Origin of the sequence: Synechococcus sp. H60.1 (assembly GCF_047462335.1) — a bacterium.
In the GTDB taxonomy this organism is placed as follows: Bacteria; Cyanobacteriota; Cyanobacteriia; order Thermostichales; family Thermostichaceae; genus Thermostichus.
Genome location: NZ_JANSJA010000025.1, coordinates 1 through 20,800, shown reverse-complemented (window position 1 = coordinate 20,800; position 20,800 = coordinate 1). Strand labels below are relative to the sequence as shown.

The 20,800-nt window shown below is 61.5% G+C and carries 21 protein-coding genes, 1 pseudogene and 1 riboswitch; of the genes and pseudogenes, 9 read left to right on the top strand and 13 right to left on the bottom strand.

Annotated elements, in window-relative coordinates:
• The 5 genes and pseudogenes from NW852_RS01300 to NW852_RS01280 form a co-directional block, all read right to left on the bottom strand.
• Positions 1-334 (bottom strand): annotated as a pseudogene (locus NW852_RS01300) (hypothetical protein); the annotation flags it as partial.
• 3 nt (positions 335-337) lie between these two features.
• Positions 338-1,207, bottom strand: a complete 870-nt coding sequence (locus NW852_RS01295) for a (2Fe-2S) ferredoxin domain-containing protein (RefSeq protein WP_414370386.1) — start codon at positions 1,205-1,207, stop codon at positions 338-340.
• 9 nt (positions 1,208-1,216) lie between these two features.
• On the bottom strand, positions 1,217-1,627 hold the full coding sequence (locus tag NW852_RS01290; protein WP_414349322.1) for a DUF1636 domain-containing protein: 411 nt from the start codon (positions 1,625-1,627) through the stop codon (positions 1,217-1,219).
• A gap of 89 nt (positions 1,628-1,716) precedes the next feature.
• Positions 1,717-3,663 (bottom strand): TonB-dependent receptor plug domain-containing protein, encoded by a 1,947-nt coding sequence (locus NW852_RS01285; RefSeq protein WP_414370388.1) that lies wholly within the window; start codon positions 3,661-3,663, stop codon positions 1,717-1,719.
• Between the two features lie 39 nt (positions 3,664-3,702).
• Positions 3,703-3,844, bottom strand: a riboswitch (cobalamin riboswitch).
• A 91-nt stretch (positions 3,845-3,935) separates the two neighbouring features.
• Positions 3,936-5,756, bottom strand: coding sequence for a DUF1565 domain-containing protein (locus tag NW852_RS01280; protein WP_414370390.1), 1,821 nt, complete (start codon positions 5,754-5,756; stop codon positions 3,936-3,938).
• Positions 5,757-5,918: 162 nt separating this feature from the next.
• Here NW852_RS01280 and NW852_RS01275 point away from each other — a divergent pair, with 162 nt between their 5' ends.
• The 3 genes from NW852_RS01275 to ald all read left to right on the top strand — a co-directional run bounded on the left by NW852_RS01275 (position 5,919) and on the right by ald (position 9,748).
• Positions 5,919-7,124 (top strand): pentapeptide repeat-containing protein, encoded by a 1,206-nt coding sequence (locus NW852_RS01275; protein ID WP_414370391.1) that lies wholly within the window; start codon positions 5,919-5,921, stop codon positions 7,122-7,124.
• Positions 7,125-7,346: 222 nt separating this feature from the next.
• Positions 7,347-8,483 (top strand): LptF/LptG family permease, encoded by a 1,137-nt coding sequence (locus tag NW852_RS01270; RefSeq protein WP_414370393.1) that lies wholly within the window; start codon positions 7,347-7,349, stop codon positions 8,481-8,483.
• 176 nt (positions 8,484-8,659) lie between these two features.
• Positions 8,660-9,748, top strand: coding sequence for an alanine dehydrogenase (gene ald / locus NW852_RS01265; protein WP_414334380.1), 1,089 nt, complete (start codon positions 8,660-8,662; stop codon positions 9,746-9,748).
• 33 nt (positions 9,749-9,781) lie between these two features.
• On the opposite strand, the gene NW852_RS01260 is transcribed toward ald, so the two are convergent.
• From NW852_RS01260 to rpsN, 4 genes are all read right to left on the bottom strand, one after another.
• Positions 9,782-10,555: an ABC transporter permease gene (locus NW852_RS01260; protein WP_414338052.1), complete on the bottom strand. Its 774-nt coding sequence runs from the start codon at positions 10,553-10,555 to the stop codon at positions 9,782-9,784.
• Positions 10,556-10,611: 56 nt separating this feature from the next.
• Positions 10,612-11,472 carry an ABC transporter ATP-binding protein gene (locus tag NW852_RS01255; protein ID WP_414365589.1) on the bottom strand — a complete coding sequence of 287 codons (861 nt, stop codon included), beginning with the start codon at positions 11,470-11,472 and terminating at the stop codon, positions 10,612-10,614.
• 99 nt (positions 11,473-11,571) lie between these two features.
• The gene (locus tag NW852_RS01250) at positions 11,572-12,204 is read right to left on the bottom strand and encodes a ribonuclease D (protein ID WP_414370434.1); all 633 of its coding nucleotides are present in this window, start codon (positions 12,202-12,204) and stop codon (positions 11,572-11,574) included.
• A gap of 251 nt (positions 12,205-12,455) precedes the next feature.
• Positions 12,456-12,761 carry a 30S ribosomal protein S14 gene (gene rpsN / locus NW852_RS01245; RefSeq protein WP_414365590.1) on the bottom strand — a complete coding sequence of 102 codons (306 nt, stop codon included), beginning with the start codon at positions 12,759-12,761 and terminating at the stop codon, positions 12,456-12,458.
• A gap of 183 nt (positions 12,762-12,944) precedes the next feature.
• On the opposite strand from rpsN, the gene NW852_RS01240 reads away from it, so the two are divergent.
• Positions 12,945-13,268, top strand: a complete 324-nt coding sequence (locus NW852_RS01240; protein ID WP_414365591.1) for a hypothetical protein — start codon at positions 12,945-12,947, stop codon at positions 13,266-13,268.
• Here the strand turns inward: NW852_RS01240 and NW852_RS01235 are convergent.
• Both NW852_RS01235 and NW852_RS01230 read right to left on the bottom strand, forming a co-directional pair.
• Complete coding sequence (locus tag NW852_RS01235; protein WP_414386037.1) at positions 13,265-14,785, bottom strand: YcjF family protein; 1,521 nt, start codon at positions 14,783-14,785, stop codon at positions 13,265-13,267. The genes NW852_RS01240 and NW852_RS01235 overlap by 4 nt on opposite strands.
• 80 nt (positions 14,786-14,865) lie before the next feature.
• Complete coding sequence (locus tag NW852_RS01230; RefSeq protein WP_414370398.1) at positions 14,866-15,150, bottom strand: hypothetical protein; 285 nt, start codon at positions 15,148-15,150, stop codon at positions 14,866-14,868.
• A 178-nt stretch (positions 15,151-15,328) separates the two neighbouring features.
• Between NW852_RS01230 and NW852_RS01225 the strand changes: the two genes are divergently transcribed.
• The 5 genes from NW852_RS01225 (at position 15,329) to NW852_RS01205 (ending at position 18,642) form a co-directional block, all read left to right on the top strand.
• Positions 15,329-15,478, top strand: a complete 150-nt coding sequence (locus NW852_RS01225) for a hypothetical protein (protein WP_414370399.1) — start codon at positions 15,329-15,331, stop codon at positions 15,476-15,478.
• Between the two features lie 156 nt (positions 15,479-15,634).
• Positions 15,635-16,066: a hypothetical protein gene (locus tag NW852_RS01220; RefSeq protein ID WP_414365594.1), complete on the top strand. Its 432-nt coding sequence runs from the start codon at positions 15,635-15,637 to the stop codon at positions 16,064-16,066.
• A gap of 55 nt (positions 16,067-16,121) precedes the next feature.
• Positions 16,122-16,982 (top strand): DUF2993 domain-containing protein, encoded by an 861-nt coding sequence (locus NW852_RS01215; RefSeq protein ID WP_414365595.1) that lies wholly within the window; start codon positions 16,122-16,124, stop codon positions 16,980-16,982.
• A gap of 246 nt (positions 16,983-17,228) precedes the next feature.
• Entirely contained in the window at positions 17,229-17,855 is a 627-nt protein-coding gene (locus tag NW852_RS01210) for a GerMN domain-containing protein (RefSeq protein ID WP_414365596.1), read from the top strand.
• Between the two features lie 16 nt (positions 17,856-17,871).
• Entirely contained in the window at positions 17,872-18,642 is a 771-nt protein-coding gene (locus NW852_RS01205) for an MlaE family lipid ABC transporter permease subunit (RefSeq protein ID WP_414365599.1), read from the top strand.
• 46 nt (positions 18,643-18,688) lie between these two features.
• On the opposite strand, the gene NW852_RS01200 is transcribed toward NW852_RS01205, so the two are convergent.
• Together NW852_RS01200 and NW852_RS01195 are read right to left on the bottom strand one after the other, a co-directional pair.
• Complete coding sequence (locus NW852_RS01200) at positions 18,689-19,822, bottom strand: peptidylprolyl isomerase (RefSeq protein ID WP_414370401.1); 1,134 nt, start codon at positions 19,820-19,822, stop codon at positions 18,689-18,691.
• Between the two features lie 126 nt (positions 19,823-19,948).
• Positions 19,949-20,740, bottom strand: a complete 792-nt coding sequence (locus NW852_RS01195; RefSeq protein WP_414426402.1) for a choice-of-anchor Q domain-containing protein — start codon at positions 20,738-20,740, stop codon at positions 19,949-19,951.
• Between the last annotated feature and the right edge of the window lie 60 nt (positions 20,741-20,800).

Sequence of the window (20,800 nt, the reverse complement as noted above, 5' to 3'; positions counted from 1 at the left end):
CCGTGCCGATCCCCAAGACCAACCCCCAAGCCAAAGAATCAGGGGTACGGGGATAGTTGTGCCAGGTGTAGCCAAAGATTTGGTTGGCCAGCCAAATCATCGAAGCGCTGACGATTGCCCTTTGGCGAGTTAACGTGGTGCCCGTGACGATGCCAACAGTTACAAAAGGCAGTGTACAGGTATAGGCAATGTTGCTAAGGCAGCCGATGGTGGTCAATAGGCTGGGCCAAAATCGACCTTGGGCTAGATCGCGGGTGGCTTGGATCCAAATGACCTCCGGGATCCCGCGGCGGGTTTTGGGGATGGACTGGACAAGAGCTTGTAGGCTGACCATAGGCTAATCCCCAGGAAAAAGGTGAGCTTTTAAGGGACACTTGTTCAGCAGGTGCTCCTGGACAATTTGCCGCGCTACTGGGGGTGTGACTTGCTTGTACCAGGTGCGGTCACCAGAGTAGAAAACCACCGGCCCTTGTTGGCAGACTTCTAGGCATCCTGAGGTGATAACCGGAACATCCAGATTGGCCTCGCGCAGGGCCGATTGCAAAGCTTCCACCACCGGCTGATAGTGGCGAGAAGGATAGCAGCGGCTGGAACGGCAAACCGCCAAATAGGGCCGCTTGAGAGGGTTATCTGCGTAAGGGATCCGCTCTTTTCCCTCGACGTAAATGGCTCGCAGGCGTTCATAAAGGGAAAGCTGCTGATAGTCGGCTTTGCCTTCGGGCAGGTAGTCTTCTCCTGGCCCCAAAAAGGGACTGGGCAAAAAGATCTGCAGCAGCGATTCCTCTGTCCCGTTCCAAAACTGGATCCCCCATTGGCGAGGCTGGCCCTGCGGATTGAGGCGGCGATAGAGGGCGGCGCGGCCGACCAATCTTTTGCGGCGCAGCTCAGGAGGAGTTCTGCGGTAGGGGCCGCCCTGGTGTTCCTCCAAACACAGATGCAAATGCCAAGTTTCCGTGGCCACGGTCAAGTAGCCGTCGTAGAGCACACAGAGAGTAGGGGGATCCTTGAAGGCCGCTTCCAGGACGCCACCCTCCACCACCTGGCCCACTTGGATCTCGGCCCAGCGCTCCTGAAAGAGCTCATAGAGCAGCGGCCCAAGACAGTCGATGTGAGCCGGGATCCCTTCGTAAACGGTTGTCCAGCCGGTGGGGGAAACCTCTTGCCAAGTTTGATTTAAGGGTGGGACCCAGGGATTGAAAACAGCCATAGGTTGCTCCTATTGGATTGGCGGAATGCGGGCAATCACCCCCTTTTTGATGGGGCGCTCTGCCCAGGGCAGGATCCCATCGGGCTTTGCCAAATACAGCTCCGCCGTTTGCAAGATTGGCTCCACGTCTTTTGGATCGAGATCGCCAAAGACATAGGTCATCTTTCGGGGGGCTGCCAGCGCAACCACACAAGCGTGGCTGCAGCCGCTCATACAGGCAACTGGCTTCAGTTGCAGTTGGGGATTGAGCCTTTGGGATTGCAAGGCAGCTAGGAGCATTTCTCCCTTGCTGATCCCTTCTTTTTGGCCGTTGACCCAGCGAGATCCACAGGTGGTGCAAACCCAGAGGCAATGTTTAGACTCAGCTTGAGCCAAAGTTGTCGATGGAGAAATAGAGGGAAAGTTGGTCGCGCTCACCATAGAGTTGTATCCAAACTCCACTGCAAAGCAGACAATTCCACTAGGGCAGCTTGTTCTAGATAGTTAGCCAAAAACAGCCCGAGAGGATGCTAAAATTGCCCCCGCAAGCTCACCCTCAGCGTGCGGCCAACGCCGGGATAGCCGGGGAAAACTTCATACTGCTCATCCAGCAGGTTGTCGATCCCCAACTCTAGGCTCAGGGCCTCAGTCAACGGGATCCCTCCCCGCAAAGCCACGGTGGTATAGCCTGGCAGGGATTCCGTATTGGAGTTGTTGGTAAAAAAGCTCCCAATGTGATGGACCAAGATCGAGCCGTACCCGCCCTGCTCATAGCGATAGGTTAGGCCTAGGTTGAAGCTATCGGCTCCCACAAAGGCTAGCTGTTTGCCAACTGTGGCCGGGTTAAGTGCAGCGCGGATGATGGGATCATTGAGGGTGTAGTTGGCAAAAAGCGTCCAGTTTTCCCCCAAACGCAAATCCAAAGCCGCTTCCAGGCCGGTGTATTCGACCAGCCCAATATTCTCATAGGTTCCCTGGCGCGGCCCCAGGCTGACAAAGGTGATGCCATCGCGGATGCGGTTGTGGGCAAACGTTAGCCGCAGCAGGCCAAAATCTCCCAGGCTCTGATCCAAGCCAACGTCAAAGCTCTCCCCTCGCTCTGGGCGGAGATTGGGGTTGCCATCCACTTCAAAAAAGCCTCGCAGCCGAAAGAATAATTCCGAGATCAAGGGGGTGCGAAAGCTGCTGGCGTAGTTGGCTCTCAAGGTGGTGCCTTCCGCCACTGTCCAGCGGATCCCCACAGCCGGCGAGGTGGCCGAGCTATTGGCCAAACTGCTGAAGTCCTGGCGCATGCCCAGATCAAGGTGGAAGTTGGGATCCGGGCTGTAATCCAGGCGGGCAAACAGGGCGCCCTGGTTAACCGTATCGTCGTAGTTGATATTGGCAGAACCGTTGGCAAAGGAAAAAGTTGTATTGCGAGCTGAGATGGAGCGATAATCTACCCCCAAAGCTCCCTCTAGGTTTTCGCCGGCTTGCCAAGCATACTGCAGCTGGGATCCCCAGCCATTGCGCAGGATGACGTCGCGGGATCCCTGGCTTTGCGGAGCACTGAAACGGTAGTTGAGATCGTCAAAAAAGACTCTTGCCTGCAGGGATCCTGTTGCCTGAGTCCACAGCCAACTGAGATCCAGCAGCAGATCGTTGGTGTTTTGCTCTGCATCGGGAGAGGGAAATTCCACACTGCCGGGCACACGAAAGGCTTTATTGAGGTAGAGGGCGTTGGCTGTTAGGACTTGGTCTTTGGCCAGTTGCCAGGTAAGCTTGGCCTGCAAGTTGTGGTACTCCACCGCCGAGTTTTCCCGCTTGCCTGACTTGCCCAGCCGCTCAATTGCAAAGGGAAAGTCGTTGTTACTTTTCAGACGGCGATAGCTGAGCACCCAGCCCAGATCCTGGGCTTGGCCCCGACTTTGGATCCCTTGCTCATTGAGGCCGTAGCTGCCGACCGCCGCTTCCAGCACCGTCTCCGTTTCTGGCTGTGGCTCCACCGTAACGATGTTGATCACGCCGCCAACAGCATCCGAGCCATACAGAGTAGAGCCGCCACCGGGAGAGACTTCAATTCGCTCGACAATATCTGTGGTGAGTTGAGAGAGGTCAAACCCGCCAAAGAAGCCCAGATCGTTGAGGGGGCGGCCGTCCAAGAGCACCAACACCTGCGCCGTTCGCGCCCCTCGCATGAATTGAGAGCTAAGAGCTCCCAACTGAGTTCCCGCTGTGCCATCGCTGAGGATCCCAGGCAGATAGCGCAGGGCTTCTTGCACCGTCCTTGCCCCTTGCTCGCGCATCTGCTGGCGGGTGATGACATAGACTGGGCGCGAAGAGTCCCGCAGCAAGCCAGGGCGGCGAAACGGTGTGGTGACGGGTTGATTGAAAATCTCGGCACTAAGACTGGTGTCCAAGACCGCTTGCGCCCAGGCTGGGATCCCCAAACTCCAGCTCCCCAGCCCAAGGCTGAGACATACAACAATTACTTTCATCCGGTTGCTCCTGCTTCCGTGCGACGCGGAAGAGCTAAGCTGTGAGCCAAAGCCGCAGGCGGGCATCCTGACTGAGGGCCTTAGCCCATCACAGTTGCGGCACAGCGCCGGATTTGCACCGGACTTTCCCCATTGCTTGCCCTGGCTGATCCCCAGAGCAACCTGACGGCACGGCTTTCTCCGCAGTCCTTTTGGAAAAAGCCGTGCTAGGCATCATACATCCCCTGCTGGGGAGTTCCTATCCTGCCGGGGGGGATCCCTGGGCAGTGAGGTCAACGGAAGATCATCTCCGCCACCGCGTCAAAGCCGGCGTCCAACAGGCGATCCAAGACCGACTGGGCTTGGCTGCGGTTGTCGTAGAGGCCGGCCTGCAGCACTCTCCTGCCGTTGAACACGGTCTCCACCGCTTCGGGGACGAGCTGCCGCAGCCGCTGCAAGTCGTCGCTGCCCTTGGGGGTTACCAAGACGCGAAACTGGGTTGCCGCTTGCGTCAGCGGGACGGAGTCCTTGTCGGCAGCCTGAGCAGGAGAAGCTGGGGCCGAGCTTGAGGGTGCAGAGGAGGAGGTAGGAGGGTTTTCTCTGGCTTGGCGGCGGGCCGGCGGCGGCAGCAGGGTGGTGATGTCGGTAAGGGGAGCTGCAGAGGCCTGGCGGACAGGGGCGGCAGGAGCCGGCTCAACCGGCTGGGCAGGCGTGGTAGAGCCATCGGGGGTGAAGGGGACGGCAACAAACTCCTGGGGTTGCGTGCTTGACGGCTGGCTGGGGCTGCTGGGCAAAATACGCCCTCCCGAGCCCGCTGCAGGAGGGGGAAGGGGGGCCGTCGATTGCGGCACCGCCACCACCGGTAGGTTTGGGGAAGTTTCGGCTGGCTTGGCCGCCGCCGGCTGGGGATCCCGGCTGGGAGCCGGGGGAGCGCTGGGCAGCGTCAGGCCGCCTGCAGCAATGGGTGGTGGGGCGCTGCTGGGCAGGGCAGCAACCGTGGTTTGGCCCGCTAGATCCAGCTCCCCTTTGGTTTTGCCCGCCAGTTGGTTGCCGTTGGCGTTGAGGCGCAGGCCGCGGGTGGCGTTGTGGATGTCGTACTGGCCGTTGCCCTCAAAAATGTTGTTGCCAGGATCCGAGGCCGTGCCCAGATCGGGCTGGGCGTTGGTGATAGCTGTCAGGCCAGTCTCCAGGTTGCGGGCAATGAGATTGTTGCGCAAGATGGGCCGGGCGCTGCCGCCAACCACAATGCCGGTGCGGTTTTGCAGGATGCGGTTGTTGCGCACCATCGGCGCCGAGCGCTGGTCGATGGTGAGGCCAAAGCCGGTCTCTTGGAAGAGGTTGTTGACAATGGTGGGCTGGGAGGTACCCAAGACAGAGATGCCGTTGGCCCCATTTTTGTAGAAGCGGTTGCCCTCTATCCAGGGGTTGGAGGCGCCAGCAATGAAAATGCCGTCGTGGATGCTGCCCACAAAGCTGTTGTTGAGAATGCGGGGGGAAGCCGATTCTATCCAGAGGGCATAGCCGCGCCGCCCCTGGTTGCGCAGGGTAACCCCGCGCACCTCTGAGCCGGTCTCGGCCAGCAGAGCAACATTTTGCCGGGCCAAGGTCGGGCTCATGTAGGTGCCGCCGCCATCGATCAGGTAGCCCTCCCCTAGGGTGGACTCGTCCCCGCGCAAGATAAGGCCAGCCTTGAGGCGGATGGGGAAGACTTCGCCGCTTTCTGCGCTGTAGATCCCCGGCAGCAGCTGGATGATGCTGCCCGCTGGCGCTCGTCCAATGGCATGGGTGATGGTCTTGAAGGGGTTGTTGCGGGATCCATCCCCTTGGGTATCGCTGCCGTTGGCGGCATCAACAAAAATGGCCGGGCGGTCGTCCGGCAGCGGTGGCGCCTGGGGCAGGGCCTGCTTCTCCAAAAGGCCAGTGTCCAGGGAAGTTTGCGCCCAACTGGGATCCCTTCCTGCCGCCAGCAGTAAGCTGGTGCTCAACAGCAGAGAGGCAGCCAGTCGTGCCAGGGTTGGGGAGCCATGGCGCTGCAACCACAAGTCAGGCAGGACTGCTGTAAATTGGTGTTCGCCGGATTTCTGCAGACGGATAAACGATAAGCAAGCAATCATAGGAGTCATCCTCACACCAGGCTGGGCCAGAGAAGGAAGGAGGGTCGAGGCTATCCTACCAAACCCAAGAGGTGGGATCCTGCCCTCTTCCCCAACTCCAAATACGGACTGACGCAGGCTTTTTTTGTAGATCCAACGCTACCCCTAGAGTATACCCTTGCCATGACCGAAGAAGCCCTTGCCCGCGAAGGCTCCTCCCAAGAGTTGCCGCTGGCTTCCCTCTCGTCTGGGCGCCCCCTGCTTAATCTGCTGCTGTTGGGGATCCCGGCGGGGCTGCTGGCGCTGGCGGGGTTGACGGGGCAGCCGGTTTTGGGCTGGGGGGCGGTGCTGGCTTGGCTGGGCTTGGCCGGCTGGTGGGGGCAGCCGCTCTGGGTGCAGATTGGGCGCGATCTCTGGCAGTGGCTAACCACGTGGCCCAGCCTGGGATGGGCGGCGGCGGCCCTTGGCTTGGCCGTGGCAGGGGCAGTGGTCTGGAGTGGGGTTCTCTCAACCCTGCGATCCCTGAGCTGGGAGGCGATTGGGGCTTTGGGCGAGGTGTTCGGCGCTACCGGGCAGATCTTCATCGCTCTCCTGGCCGCCTATATTGCCTGGCGGCAATACGTTATCTCCCGCGACCTCACCATCCAGCAGAACACCATTACCCAGCAGCAGACCATCGACGCCTACTTCGAGGGTATCTCCAACCTGGTTCTCTCCCCTGACGGGCAGTTGGACGACTGGCCCCTGGAGCGGGCCATTGCGGCCGGGCGCACGGCGGCCATCTTGAACGGCGTGGATCGCTTCGGCAAAGCCAAGATTCTGCGCTTCCTCTCCACCGCCAACTTGCTCAGCCCCCTGCGCCGCGACGAACACCTGGGCCGGCCCATCTTGGACGGCAAAGGCGGCTACCAGCGGGATCGCGTCAATGGTATCCGCGTGGTTAACCTGGGCACCATGCTGGAAGGGGCCGACCTGCATGGCACCCTGTTGCGGGGGGTGGATTTCAGTGAAGCCAGCCTGGAAGGAGCTGACCTGCGGGGTTGCGATCTTAGCCACACCAACCTCTGCGGGGCCAACCTACGCAATGCCGACCTGCGCGGGGCCGATCTCTACCGCGCCCTCTTGTTTGTGGGATCCCTGCAGACCGCTTCCCCGGCCCAGCCAGGGCAAAAGCCCGATTTCAAAACAGGAGCCTATGCCGGCGCCATCGTGGCCGGCGCGGACTTCCGCGGCGCCCGTCGCCTTTCTCCTGAGCAGCGCGCTTACCTAGCCGCCTGGGGGGCCAAACTGGATCCCGACCCTTCGCCCCCCAATTCCCGCTTGGATCCCGGCGGCAGCAGCGAGCCCTTACCCCCTCCCGCCGAACCGCCAGCCTCCCTACGGCCCTGATCCAGAGCCAATGGCCGGCAACCCTGGGTTCAACGCCAGTGCTGCTAGGGTCATGGCAAACAGCATAAAACAGCTTGTGAGTTGATCCCAGCTCCCCTCTCCCAGAGGGAGAGGGGCCGGGGGTGAGGGAATGCTCCCTCTGGGAGAGGGGCCGGGGGTGAGGGAATGCCGGAGAACCGTTCACGCTAGCTTGAAATAGCCCTAATCCCTCAACTTTTGCCCATGGCCCGCTTGTTCACCAAGTTCTGGCTGCTGGAGCGCTACCTCTTTGGACAGATGCTCACCCCCCTTTTGGCCGGTATAGCTGGGGGAACCCTGCTGCTTTTGGCGGGCCGGCTCTTTACCCTGGCCGAGCGGCTGGTCGAGGGATCCGTGCCCCCCCTGACGGTGTTGCGGCTCTTGATGTTGGATCTGCCCGAGATGGTGGTGCTGGGCATGCCCATCGCTGCTTTTTTTGCCACCCTACTCACCTTGGGCAAGCTGAGCGGCAACAGCGAAATTACCGCCATGCGGGCAGCCGGGATCCCGTTTACGCGCATCTTTCGTCCCCTGTTGCTGGTGGGGCTGCTCATGAGCCTGAGCGCTTTTTTAATCAGCAACGTGCTCTTGCCAGCCAGCAAACGGGAAATCCGCCGCATTGACCAGCAGGCGCTCCTGGCCCAAGCTACAAGCCCGGTCCAATACGACGTCTTCTTCAAAACCGCTGGCGTTGGCGGGACGGAGTCCCTAGACAACCTCTGGTTTTTCATTCGCCAGGTGGATCCGCGGCTAAATACCATGCAGGATGTCACTATCCTGCGGGTGGATCCCTTGCCAGGGGGCAAGTACCGGTTGGCGGAAGTGACGCTGGCGGCCCAGGCGGTGTGGAATGGCCTGGACTGGACCCTCAGCGAAGGAGTGACCCACCGCTACGGCCCCGATGGTCTCAGCCTGGCCGAAGAGCCCTTCGACCGCAAGCCGCTGGCGGTCTCCCAAGATCTGGCCGCCCTGTTGCAGCCGCCAGTTCCCCCCAACGAGCTCAGCCTACCGGAGCTGGCGGAGCGCATCTCCCGCCTGGCCCGCTCCAACCTCAATACCCAGCCCTTGCGCACCGAGTTCCACATGCGCTTTTCCCTGCCTCTAGCCAGCTTCTTTGCCGTGCTGATTTCCCTTCCCCTGGGATCCAGCACCGCTCGCCGTGTGGGCCGCTATGGCGGCGTCGTCTTCGGGATCCTGTTGGTGTTTGCCTACTACGTGGTGCTGAGCGTATCTCGCAGCTTGGGAGAAGCAGGAGCCCTTCCCCCCTGGGCAGCAGCCTGGAGCTTCAACCTCCTCTTTGGCAGCCTTGGCCTGCTGCTGTTGGCCCGCTTCCTGCGCTAGGGATCCCTTCCGGGCGGAGCAACCCCCAACCTAGCCAGGGATCCACCGGATCCCCTCAACAGAATTTCCGTCCCCTTGCGGGGAAAAGGTAGGGATTTTGGCCGGTCTGCGCAGGCCAGGGATCCCATCCCAGCGCCGGTCTGTCTAGACTGGAGAACAGCCCTGTGGGGATCCCTATGCGCATTGGCGTGCCCAAAGAGATCAAAGAGCAGGAGTTTCGCGTCGGCCTGACGCCAGCGGCGGTGCGGGCCTTGACTGAGCAGGGGCACCAGGTGTGGGTGGAGACCCAAGCCGGCCAGGGGGCAGGCTTTAGCGACGAAGACTACCAAAAAGCGGGGGCCAAGCTGGCCGCCACGCCCGAGGAGATCTACCGGCAGCAGTTGGTGGTGAAGGTCAAAGAGCCCCTGCCCGCCGAGTATCCCTTGCTCCATCCGGATCTCATCCTGTTTACCTACTTGCACCTGGCGGCCAGCCGCGAGCTGACCCAAGCCCTGCTGCGTTCGGGGGCCACCTGCCTGGCCTACGAGACGGTGGAGCTCCCCGACGGATCCCTGCCCCTCTTGATGCCCATGAGCATGATTGCCGGGCGGCTGTCGGTGCAATTTGGCGCCCACTACCTCACCCGCCAGCAGGGGGGGCGAGGCGTGTTGCTGGGCGGGATCCCAGGGGTGCCGCCGGGGCGGGTGGTGATCCTGGGCGGGGGCACGGTGGGTACGGAGGCGGCCAAGATGGCCGTCGGGCTGGGGGCGCGGGTGCAGATTCTGGACATCAACCTGCAGCGCCTCAACGAGCTGGAGCTGATCTTCGGGTCGCGGGTGGAGCTGCTCTACAGCACCGCCCAGAGCATCGAGGAGTGCGTCCGCGAGGCCGACCTGGTGGTGGGAGCAGTGTTGGTGCCGGGCAGCCGCGCCCCGGTTTTGGTGAAGGAAGAGCTGGTGGCCCAGATGCGGCCCCGCTCTTTGATCGTGGATGTGGCCGTGGATCAGGGGGGGTGCATCGCCACCACCAAGGTCACCACCCATGCCCAGCCGGTTTACGAAGCCCACGGAGTCTTGCACTACGGGGTTCCCAACATGCCGGGGGCCGTCCCCTGGACTTCGACCCAGGCGCTGGTCAACGCCACCCTCCCCTACGTCCTCAAGTTGGCCAACCTTGGCTTGAGCGCCGCCCTGGAGCAGGATCCGGGCCTGGCCAAGGGGCTCAACATCCGGGGCGGAAAGCTCATCCACCCGGCGGTGCGGGCCACCTTTCCCGACTTGAGCTAGCTTGGGCCAGCTTTCCCGTCGGGATCCCTTCCGCTACTGCCGCCAGGCCAAGAGGTAGCGCTCCAGAGCGGCGAAAAAAGAGTAGAGCAGAACACCCATGAGGCCGAGGGCAACCAAGCCGGCAAAGGCCAAGGGCACATCAAAAGAAGAGCTGGCGGACACAATCAGGTAGCCCAGCCCGCGGTTAGAGGCCACCGTCTCCGCGATCACCGCGCCAACAAAGGCCAGCGAAATGGCCACCTTCAGCGAGGCAAACAGATAGGGCAAGCTGTGGGGAAGCCCCACCTTGAGGAAGATTTCCCAACCGCTGGCCCCCAGGGAGCGCAGCACATCGCGCATTTCTGGCTCCACCGTCTCCAGGCCCACCGCCACATTCACGGCAATGGGGAAAAAGGCCAGCAAAAAAGCTGTAATCACCGCCGGGATCATGCCCAGGCCAAACCAAATCGCCAGCAGCGGCACCAGGGCCACCTTGGGGATGGTATTAAACCCCACCAGCAGTGGGTACAGACACAGATGGGCCAGGCGGGAGCTGCCGATAAGGGATCCCAGCAAGATCCCGCCCACCAAAGCCAGCCCAAAAGCCAGCAGGGTTGAGCTGAGGGTAAACAGCGAGTGCCCCAGGATCACCTCGTCCCACTCCTGCATCGACTGCCAGATTGCGCTGGGCGCAGGCAAAACAAAGCGGGGAACCTGCAACAGCCGCACCCCTGCCTCCCAAAGGCCAAGGGTCAGCAGCAGGGTGACCACCGGCAGGAGCAGCGAGGCCGCTTTCGTCTGGAGAAATCGGTCAAAGGAGTTTTTCATCAGGGTTGCGCGGCGATCTATCGAGAAAACTTTGGTTAGCTGCTGCGCCGTTCGCGTCAGCGGGACGGAGTCCTTATGTGCTTGCGCACTTCCGCAACCAAGTGGTGAAACTCGTCCGTCAGGCAGATCTCCAACGGGCGCGGGCGGGGCAGATCCACCTTGAGGGTAAAGACAATCTCGCTAGGCCGCGACCCCATGACATAAATGGTATCGGAGAGGAAAACTGCCTCCCGCAGATCGTGAGTGATGAGAATAACCGTGCAGCCGTTGCGCAGCCACAGCCGCTGCAACATTTCCCACATCTCCTCGCGGGTGAAGGCATCCAGGGCGGCAAAGGGCTCATCCAGCAACAACAGCTCCGGCTGGTGGATCAAAGCTCGACAGAGGGCAACCCGCTGCCGCATCCCCCCGGAAAGCTGCCAAGGATAGGCTTTTTGGAAACCATCCAAGCCCACGGCGGCCAACAGCTCCAGCGCCGACTTTTTGTGCTGAGCCAGGTTTTGCCGGAAGGTGCGCTTGTAGGGCTCTACCACTTCCAGAGGCAGCAACACATTCTGTAAGGTAGTGCGCCAGGGCAGCAGCACCGGATTTTGGAAGGCCATGCCCACCCTCTTGAGGGGGCCGGTGACGGGCTGCAACCGAAAGTAAAGGGTGCCGCCGTGGTTGGTGTTGAGGCCGGCTATCATCTTCAAAAGAGACGTCTTGCCGCAGCCGCTCGGCCCCACAATCGAGACAAACTCCGAGTGGGCCACCGAAAAGCTGAGGTCGCGGATGATCGTGACCGGGGATCCCTTGCCGGGGTACTGCAGGGAGACGTGGCGCAGCTCCAGGATAGGCTTGTCCAAGAGCCCAAGAGAGACACCGCTCTGGGCCACCTGCTGCGACTCCAACATCGACTCAACTCCGGTGGTTTTCACGGCCAGCCTCCTTCCCATTACACCAGAGAGGAGAGCAACCAACTGTATTGCCCAATACTCTGCCGTCCAGCAGCAAGGCCGGTTCTTCGGGGCTGCCGCCTACTGGTGCTCGAAGACGTTGCTATATCCCAGCAGATCCAGCTCCACCAAGGTGGGCAGGTGTTGAAAACAGCGCTGCGCCAGCTCCCAGCGCTCCTCCCGCTGCAACATCTGGGCCAACTTGTGGCGCACCGGGATCAAATAGCGGACATCGTTGGCCGCATAGTCCAACTGCTCCGGCGAGAGGGACTGGACAGCTCCCCAGTCGGAGCTTTGGGCGGCTTTGTTTAGCTCCACCCCGCACAGCTCGCTCACCACGTCTTTGAGGCTGTGCTTACTGGTGTAGGTGCGGGCCAGCTTGCTGGCTACCTTGGTGCAAAAAACCGGCCAGGCCTGGATCCCCAGGTGGTAGCGCAGCATGGCCAGGTCAAAACGGGCGTAGTGGAAGATCTTTTCGATGTTGGGATCCGTCAGCAGCCGCGCCAAACGGGGGGCCTGCTTCACGCCACGGCTGAGCCGCAGCAGCACCACCTCGCCGGCAGCATTGGCTATTTGCACGACGCAGAGCCTGTCCCGCTGCGGGATCAAGCCCATCGTTTCGGTGTCCACGGCCAGGAGGGTTTCCCCGGCTAGCGCCTCTGCCACTTCGGGGGTGAGATCTTCGTCGCAGATCTGGAAAGGCTCCACAAGGATCCCTCACTTGGCGGGAGCAGCCGCCCCGCTGAGATACTTCCCTCACCTGAAGACAAGAGTTGTTGACATCTCAACAAGCGCTGCTGGCCAGCTAGCCCTGAGCAAGCCTCGTCCCCCTCAGAGACAGGAGGTACTCTCCCCTCGACTGAGACAGCCAGCAGGCCGGTTTTCGCTCGCAACGCTCCGCGTTCAGTTTAGCCCAAAGCCACCCCTGAAGGCAGGGTTGTAATCAGCGGCTGGCAAGCTTGGCTCTACCAGCTTGCTTTCACCACGCCCGGCAGCAGGCCGCGGTGGGCCATTTCCCGCAAGCTGTTGCGGCAGAGCCCAAAATCCCGGAAATAGCCGCGGGGACGCCCGGTTTTCCAGCAGCGGTTGCGCAGGCGGGTGGGCGAGCTGGCTCGAGGGAGTTTTTGCAGTTGAGCATGCAGCTCCATGCGGGTGACCTGGTCGATGTTGGGATCGGCCATGGCCGCCTTTAGTTGTTGGCGCTTCTCCCGATATTTTTCGACCAAGCGCTGGCGCTTTTTCTCCCGCTCGATCATGCTCTTTTTAGCCACGGCTCACCTGTTTCTCCCAATTTTTCAGCTCATCTAGAATAGCGAGAAGCCCTCCCCTCAGGCAAGGGGATCGCAGAGCCGGCCATCCTCGCTGCTCCCCTTGCTTGGGCTCCGTAGGATCCCTGAGGCCAGCCCCTCGGCTTGGGGGCAATCTCTTTCTGTAGGCAAGGTTGGTGGTGGGTGATGACCCTTTCCAAAGTGATCTCGTTGGTCGCCGCCAAGTTCAAGGTTTCCCCAGAGCAGATCGAGGCCACCCGCGTGATCCTCCACAAGCCCCCGGCTTTGTTGGCGGTGCTCAAGTCGGCTCCGCCGCTGCCCAAAGAGGTTTTGCAGGATCCCAGCTTGGCCTATATCTATCCGGCCACTTTTATTCAATGGTCGAAGTGCATGCATGGCCTGGCGGAATGGGATGATGTGCCCGCCCTGAGCTACGCCGACTATGTGGCGCAGATGGAGCTGACCTTCCTGCCGACGGATATTGCTGTCGAGGCCGCCAACAGGGACTAGCGCAGGCGAAAAACCCGTTCTGAGGCCTGGCGGACAAACTCCTTGAGCCAGCCCGATTTTTGGGTGCTCTCCACCTGGGCCCTGACCACCGCCTGCATCCCCCCTTCCCCCCAGCTTTGGTTGCGCTGGAAATACTCGATGAAGCTTTTGCCGGCAATGCGGGTGAGATAGCCGGCGCTGGCCGCCTGGATGGGGGCTGTCGCCAAAAAACCGACCACGCTCACCTCAGCCACCGTAGCCAGGAGCCCGGTGGTCAGTTGGATCGCCCCTTCCACCAGACCCAGGCCGGCCAGGGTCTTGGCCAGGGACAGGGCCAGTTCCCGCCCCTGCTGCAGGTTCATCTGGCAGCCGTAGAGGGATCCCAGCTCCACCACCATCTGGGCGTTGATGGCGGCAATGGCCAGCAGATCCAGCGCCGGGATGGGGTTGACAAACACGACGCCGGTCACGATCCACTGAAAGCGATCGATCACCTCCTCCGCCTGGCGGCGCAACTGCGCCTGGATGATCCGCTTGGCCTCTTCCCCCAACTGCTGCGATTGCAGCAGGGCATTGTCCAAGGCCAGGGATCCCCCTTCGGCGTAGAGCACCGCCTGGACGCGATCCCGCACCGCTGCCACCTCGGGCTCCGGTTGCCAGGTTTGGGATCCCAGCCGCACGGGGGCCGGGTCAGCAGCAGCCAGCAGCACATCTTCCGGTTGGATCAGGGGGTAAACCCGTTCCCGCAGGCGCTGCAAGAGGAGCTGCCGTTCTTCCGAGGTGTAACGGTCGATTTTGTTGAGCACCAGCAGAGCCCGCTTGCCCAGGGCGATCAACCGGCGCAAGGGATCCACCTCCGACTGGCGCAGATCCCCATCCACCACCACCAACAGCAGCTCGGCGGCCTGGGCCTGCGCCTGCGCCTCCTCTTCCCGCATCGCCCCTGCCGGCCCGATCTCCAAAATGCCCGGGCAGTCCACGATCTGCACCGGGTGGGGGATCCCGGGCAAGTCCCAATCGTAAACCGCCACCGTCTGCGTGGTGCCCAGCGTTGCCCCCACCGCCCCCACCCGCCGCCCCAGCAGCGCGTTCACCAGCGAGGTTTTGCCCGCCGATCCGGTGCCGAAGACCACCACCTTCAGTTGGGGCCGGGCCAACTGTTGGGCCAGCCGAGCTGACCGCTCCGCCAGCGCTGCCCGCGCCACCTGATCCTGGATCTGCGCCATCTGAGCTTCTAGTTGCGCCAGGTTGCGCCGGGCTGCCTCCCACTTCTCGGCAGGGGTCTCCGGGGGGGCCGGCCTGGGAAGCCTCTCGGTTTTAGGGGCGGGGCGGAACAGAAACAAGTAGTAGATGGAAGCGGCCAAAAACACCAGCAGCAGCAACACCAGCACCCCGATCAACACCCCCCCCAAAATCGGGTGGTAGCGGGTGGCGTAGTACAGATCCAAAAACGATTGGATCAGCCAGACAATCAAGCCCGTGAATGAGGCCAGCAGCGCCAACAGCAGCAGCAAGCGCAGATAGGGAACCGATCGCATAGGGATCCAGGGCCACAACCATTCGCCTCAGCGGAACGGAGTCCTTTTGACTCTAGCCGTGGCTGCCCTTGTCCGACTACTCAGATCTCGCCCTCAGGCTGTAGGGGCGGCTCTTCCCCTTCACACCGGGATCCCCCCTCGATGACCCGAATGGCCTGCGGCTCCCCATCCACCTTCACCTGCAGATGGCGCAACTGCCAGGCTGTTCGCGTCAGCGGGACGGAGTCCTTACCGGCCACCCCCCGCTCCGACTCCACAGCCACCTCGCCGGTGCGCTGGGATCCTGTGATCAAAAAGGACAGACAGGCCCAGCCGGCTTGCTCATCCTCTTGAGCAGAGGGAGAAACCTCAGCCTTGGCAATCAATACAAAACGTCTCAGCCAATCTGCAAGGACTCCGTCCCGCTGACGTGAACAGAAAAGTCAGCAGAACCTTGGGGCTTTGCCTCAAGGAACTGTCTAGAGGCGTCTTGACAGCGCCTTTACGGGTTGGTTCACCTTTAGGCGGTGGGAGTGTCAACGAGGTCAAACTGGGGTACCTGCGATGCCAAAGCTGCAGGGGCAGGTACGAGCAGCAACGCCCACAGAGCCGGCATGGCCCACCTGGCCCAGCGCCAATGACAATGGGGGGATCCCTGCCATAGACTTGGCCAACTCACCTCAGCAGCAGTTGGGAGAAAGAGCCTGGTGGTAACCGGCGGATCCCAGGCCCAAGGGTAGTTTAGAATGTCTTTAGGTTGAGGCTCATCGGGATCTACAGACGCTGGCTCTAGCTTCTTTGAGCTGATCCCAGGAGGGCTGTCTTGTTGCTCCTTCTCCCCCATAACTCTCTGGAACTCAGGAGATTTCTATGGCCGTTCCTAGTGGTCTTTCCAGCCCGCTGCCGGAGCAAGAAACTTCTACGGGACAGGGCAACGGTCTAAATTTGGCTCCTCGGCCTGCCGATCCTGCCCCGCTGGCTGCCCAGGGGGTGGGAGAAAAGTCCGGCCCGCCGGTGTTCCCCAGCCCTGTCAAGTTCAGCAAGATCGAGATCGACAACCGCCCGGTGGGAGCTTCGACTCTGAAGGTAGTGGATTACTTTGCCGATGGCCGTCCAGTTGCTGCCGCCACCCTGAAAGTCGTGGATACCTGGGGCGAGGGGCGCCCAACGGTGGCTTCCGGCGTCAAATTTGTCCATGACCCAACCCTCAACCGGCCGGTGATGGCGGATGGCCTGAAAATTGCCAAAACTTTCCTGGGAAATCGCCCTATTGAGGCTAGCCCCCTTAAGGTGTTGCGTTAGCCAGGATCCCTAACGGGGGCCAGGGATCCCCCCTGCTAACCTGGGTGGGGGAGAGGTGACAGCGGCAAATATGGAGATCCTGGCGGCTTTGTTGGGGTTGCTGGCGGGCTTGGGAGGAGGGGCAGGCTACCTGGCAGATCAGACGGCTCAGCAGCTCTTGCTCGCTCAGCTCGATAGGGTAGAGGTTTTGGAGGTGCGCATCCAAAGCCGCCCCAACTATCGTTTTTTGAGTGGCCAGGCGGATCGGTTGTTGGTTGCTGGGCGGGGGCTCTACAGGGCTCCGTTTCCGCGCATCGAGCTGCTGGAGCTGGAAACAGATCCGGTGGCCATTGACCCCTCTTTTTTCCGCGGGGCTCCTCTGCGGCTGGAGCGTCCTCTGCAGGCGGCGGTGCGGGTGGTGGTGCGGGAAGAAGACTTGAATGCTGCCCTCAACTCACCAGAGGTGCTGAGACAGTTTCAGGATATCCGAGCAGATCTGCCCTTTAGCGGGCGTAGGGACGAACCCCGCCGCTTCGATCTGCGCCAACCCCGGGTCGAGTTTTTGGCTCCTGACCGCCTTCGACTTTCTGCCCTCTTGGTGGAGCAGGAAGGCGGCAGTGAGCAAAAAGACTCCGTCCCGCTGACGCGAACGGTTGATGTGGTGTTCAACGCCGGGATCCGGGTGGAGGAGGGGCGCCGCTTGCAGCTTCAGGATCCGGAGTTTGTCATCGGCTCTGTGCGGGTTCCCGATGAGATCTCGGCAGCGTTTTTGGGCGGCCTTAACGAGGTGTTCGATCTGCAAGAATTAGAAGATCTGGGGATCCTGGTGCGGGTGCTCAGCTTGGAGATAGGGTCTGACCAGTTGCAGGTGATCGGCTTTGTGCGGGTCGAGAGCTTGGAGACCCTGATGGGATCCCAGCGGGCCGCTCTTCCCTAGCAGGGATCCCCATCGCGGACAAATCTTCTCGAAGCGGGCCTCGTCCAGGTGGAAGAGAAGCCGCGCCTCCCCTTGGTTGTTGCAAATGGTTTTGGCTAGCGTAAAGCTGGAGCTCAGGGTGAGGCCGGTTCAAGCTGCCTGTGGCTGCTCCCGTGCCAGTTTTGGGCCTGTCCAGCCTGGGGATCCCCGGCAGAGTGGGCTTTTCTTCGCTACCCTAGAGCTAGGCAAGACAGGGGAATGGCAACGATGGATCACTACGGAGGGCGTACTGCACAGCTTGGCTCCGTCCGCTTGGGAGGACGGCGTCCTCGCCCCCGGCGCGGCCCGGCTCTGCAACTGGGGATCCTCGGCTTTTTGCTGGGGTTAGGGGTGATGGGGGGAGCTTGGTGGTACAGCATCGGGCCGCGGCAAACCCTTTCTCTGTATTGGCTGACCAGTGCTGACAATTCCATCTACTACGTGCAGCAGGAGCGCTCCCTGCGCGCCTTCGACGCCCAAGAGGCCATCCGCCTGGCCTTGGAGGAGCTGATTGCCGGTCCCCGGGATCCCCGCCTCGCCACCGCCATCCCCTCCCAGACGCGGCTGCTGGATGTGCGGGTGGAAGGCGACGATATTTTCCTCAACTTCTCTTCTGAATTCACGCAAGGGGGGGGATCCACGGCGATGATGAGCCGGATTGCGCAGGTGCTCTACACGGCCACCAGCCAGAACCCCGGCGCGCGGGTGTGGATCTCCGTCGAGGGGCGCGCCCTCGAGGTGTTGGGGGGGGAAGGGCTAATTATCGACCAACCCTTGACGCGGGCCTCGTTTGTCCCCAGCTTCCAGCTGCCGGCAGAACCTGAGGCGGAGCCGTCAGCCGTATCAGCCTCTTGAAACCCTTGAGACAAAGATCATGAACTGGTTGCAGCGGGTGGGCAGCAGTTTTCTCCTGGCCGGTCAGGTGATCTTGCACCTGCTGCAAGGCCGTATTCATCGGCGCAACACCCTGGAGCAACTGGCGACAGTGGGGCTGGAGTCGCTGCTGATTGTTTTGATCACGGCGGTGGTGATCAGCGGCGTTTTCACCATTCAGTTGGCACGCGAGTTCATCAATTTCGGGGCCTCTTCCCTCATCGGCGGGGTTTTGGCCATTGCCCTGGCCCGCGAGCTGACGCCGGTGGTGACGGCGGTGATCCTGGCCGGACGGGTGGGATCCGCCTTTGCCGCCGAGCTGGGCACCATGAAAGTCACCGAGCAGATCGATGCTCTGCTGTTGTTGCGCACCGATCCAGTGGATTACCTGGTGATCCCGCGGGTGGTGGCTTCAGGGCTGATGCTGCCGGTGCTCACCATCCTCTCCCTGCTGACGGGTTTGGTGGGGGGGATGATCATCTGCGCTTCGGCTTACAACATTTCTTCCACGGTGTTTCTCACCTCGGCTCAGAATCTCCTGACCCCTTGGGACTTGCTCGTCTGTTGTTTGAAAGCGATGGTGTTCGGGGTTCTGATCGCCATTGTCGGCTCCAACTGGGGCCTTTCCACCAGCGGCGGCGCCAAGGGGGTGGGCCGCTCCACTACCGATGCTGTGGTGACAGCGTTGCTGGGGGTGTTTGTCACTAACTTTCTCATGTCCTGGCTGTTGTTTCAGGGCCCAGGTAGCGCCCTCAGCCGCGCCTTCTAGCCACTCAAAAGGGCAACGGTTCAGGGGAGATAGTGATGCAGAATCCCTACGCCCCATTCCTGAGATTTTCTTGGCCTGAGATCAGCCGGGCGCTCAGGATCTGATCCCCTAGCTTGATCTTGCGCAGCACCTCGGTGCCCTCGGTAACATAACCGAATACGGCATAGCGGCCATCCATGAGGTTGAGGCCGGCAGGGGTGAGATCCGGCTCGGCCATGAAGATGAAGAACTGAGAAGAGGCGCTGTTGGGCTCATCGGGATAGCGGGCCATGGCCACCGTTCCCTCAGCAGAAAAGGGCAGGGCCGGCTCTACATCCCACAGGCCCAGTTGATCAAAGGTCTGGCCGTAGCGGGGCATTACCTCGCCTTTGGCGCGGATCTCCATCGGGATGGTGCGAACCTTGCCGGTGGCCGGATCCACATAGCCGTCGGCAGGGCCTGGGGGATCCCCCGCTTGCACCAGGAAGAAGTTCTCCACCCGGTCAAAGGTCAGGCCATCGTAGAAGCCCCGCTGCACCAAGTCGGCGAAGTTGCCGGCAGTTATTGGAGCACTGTAGCCATCGAGGGTGATCACCATCCGCCCAGCGGTGGTGTTCAGCTCCACTTCCGCCCGGCCCAGGAGCTGCGGCTTGTCAGCGTATTCGGCAGGGATCGCGTAGGGAAAAGCCCCCACCCAGTGGTTTTCCAGGGATCCCAGCTCCTCTATGAGGCGGTCGTAGGCGGCGCGGGCCTCTTCCTTGCCCTTGGATTTGCGCTCTGTGGCTTGGCTAATGAGTTGCAACTCCTGGCGTAGAGTGGCAACTTCTCGAGCGGCGGCAGCAGCCTGCTCAGGGGGCAACTCCGCCAAGAGGGGATCCGTGTAGCGATCCAGAAGCCGCTCCACCTGGCGCACATCTCCCCGCACCGCCGACCAGCGGTTGTACTTCAAGTCGCTCTCAATTTTGGTGATGGCCTCATCGATTTCCCAGATCCGGCTGTCCTGGATGGGCAGCGCCCGCCGCAAGAGAGTACGCGGATCCGTAATGGCATCCCCTTGCGGCAGCGCCAGGGCCGGGATCCCACCCAGCCAAACCACCCACAGCAACACCGCAGCTAAGACAAGCCGGAGCGATTTTCTCCCCCACTCCCACCGATCGGTCTTGCCTCCAACTGGGGATCCCTGCTGGGCACGCTGCGCCATATCCTCACCTGTTGCCGACACTGCTTTTGCTCTCAGCCTGGCATTCTACCGTTGCTGGCGGCAAGCGTTGCTGCAAGAGAAGAGAACGCAAAGGTCAAACGGCCAGGGACGGGCTGCGTCCCCCTCCTACCTGGGAATGACGGCCTCAAAGCGGATGGCCCCGGCAGTGCCAGATCCCCCCACATTGACCACCACCACTCCGTTGGAGTTGGTGATGCCGCCGCAGGCCGCTGGCACCGCTTGTCCTGGTGGGATGAAAGCTCCCCCATCCCCATCAACCGCATCGCTCAGAGCCACTGGAGAGCCACCTGCCGGTGTCAACAAGGACAAGCTGCCCGGCACATAGCCAAGACCAGGGACGAGGGGATCGCACACCGTCAGCGTCGAGCTGGGCGAATCCAGCAGGAAGTAGATGGCAAACTGCACCCGGGCTCCCGGACGTACCGGCTGGTTGATGGCACCTTGCAGGAAGGTTGCTGCCCCGCCCGGCCAAGGGATCCCTGGGTTGTCGTTGGGATCTGTGGGCTCGTCGAAGAACTCGCGGATGGGAAGGCCGTTGACGGCGCTGATCCGCTTCACCAGCCGGATCCCTTCGCTTGGGGAAGGTGACGGACTAGGCGTCGGTGCTGGTGTTGGCGTGGGCGTCGGTGGTGGTGGATTCTGCTGCTCGTAAGCTCCCGCATCACAGGCGGCCCCAGCAGGCCGAGGGAAGCCCGAACCTCGCTGATCTTGGTTCACAGGGTTGCCATTTAGGTCAGTACACTGCCCTGATGGAACGGCATCGATTGCTGCACTGGGCACTTGGAGCGCGTGAGTTTGAGTCGCTCCACCATTATTGGTTAGCGGCCCCAGGTTCAATACTGTTGGCGTTACCGACGTAAATCCTGAGCCGCAGCTTGTATCTGTGGCAAAGTTCACCCCGCTAGCTGTGAGGGAGCCAGAACAGTTGTTCCCACTTGTACTTATCGCTGCGATTGA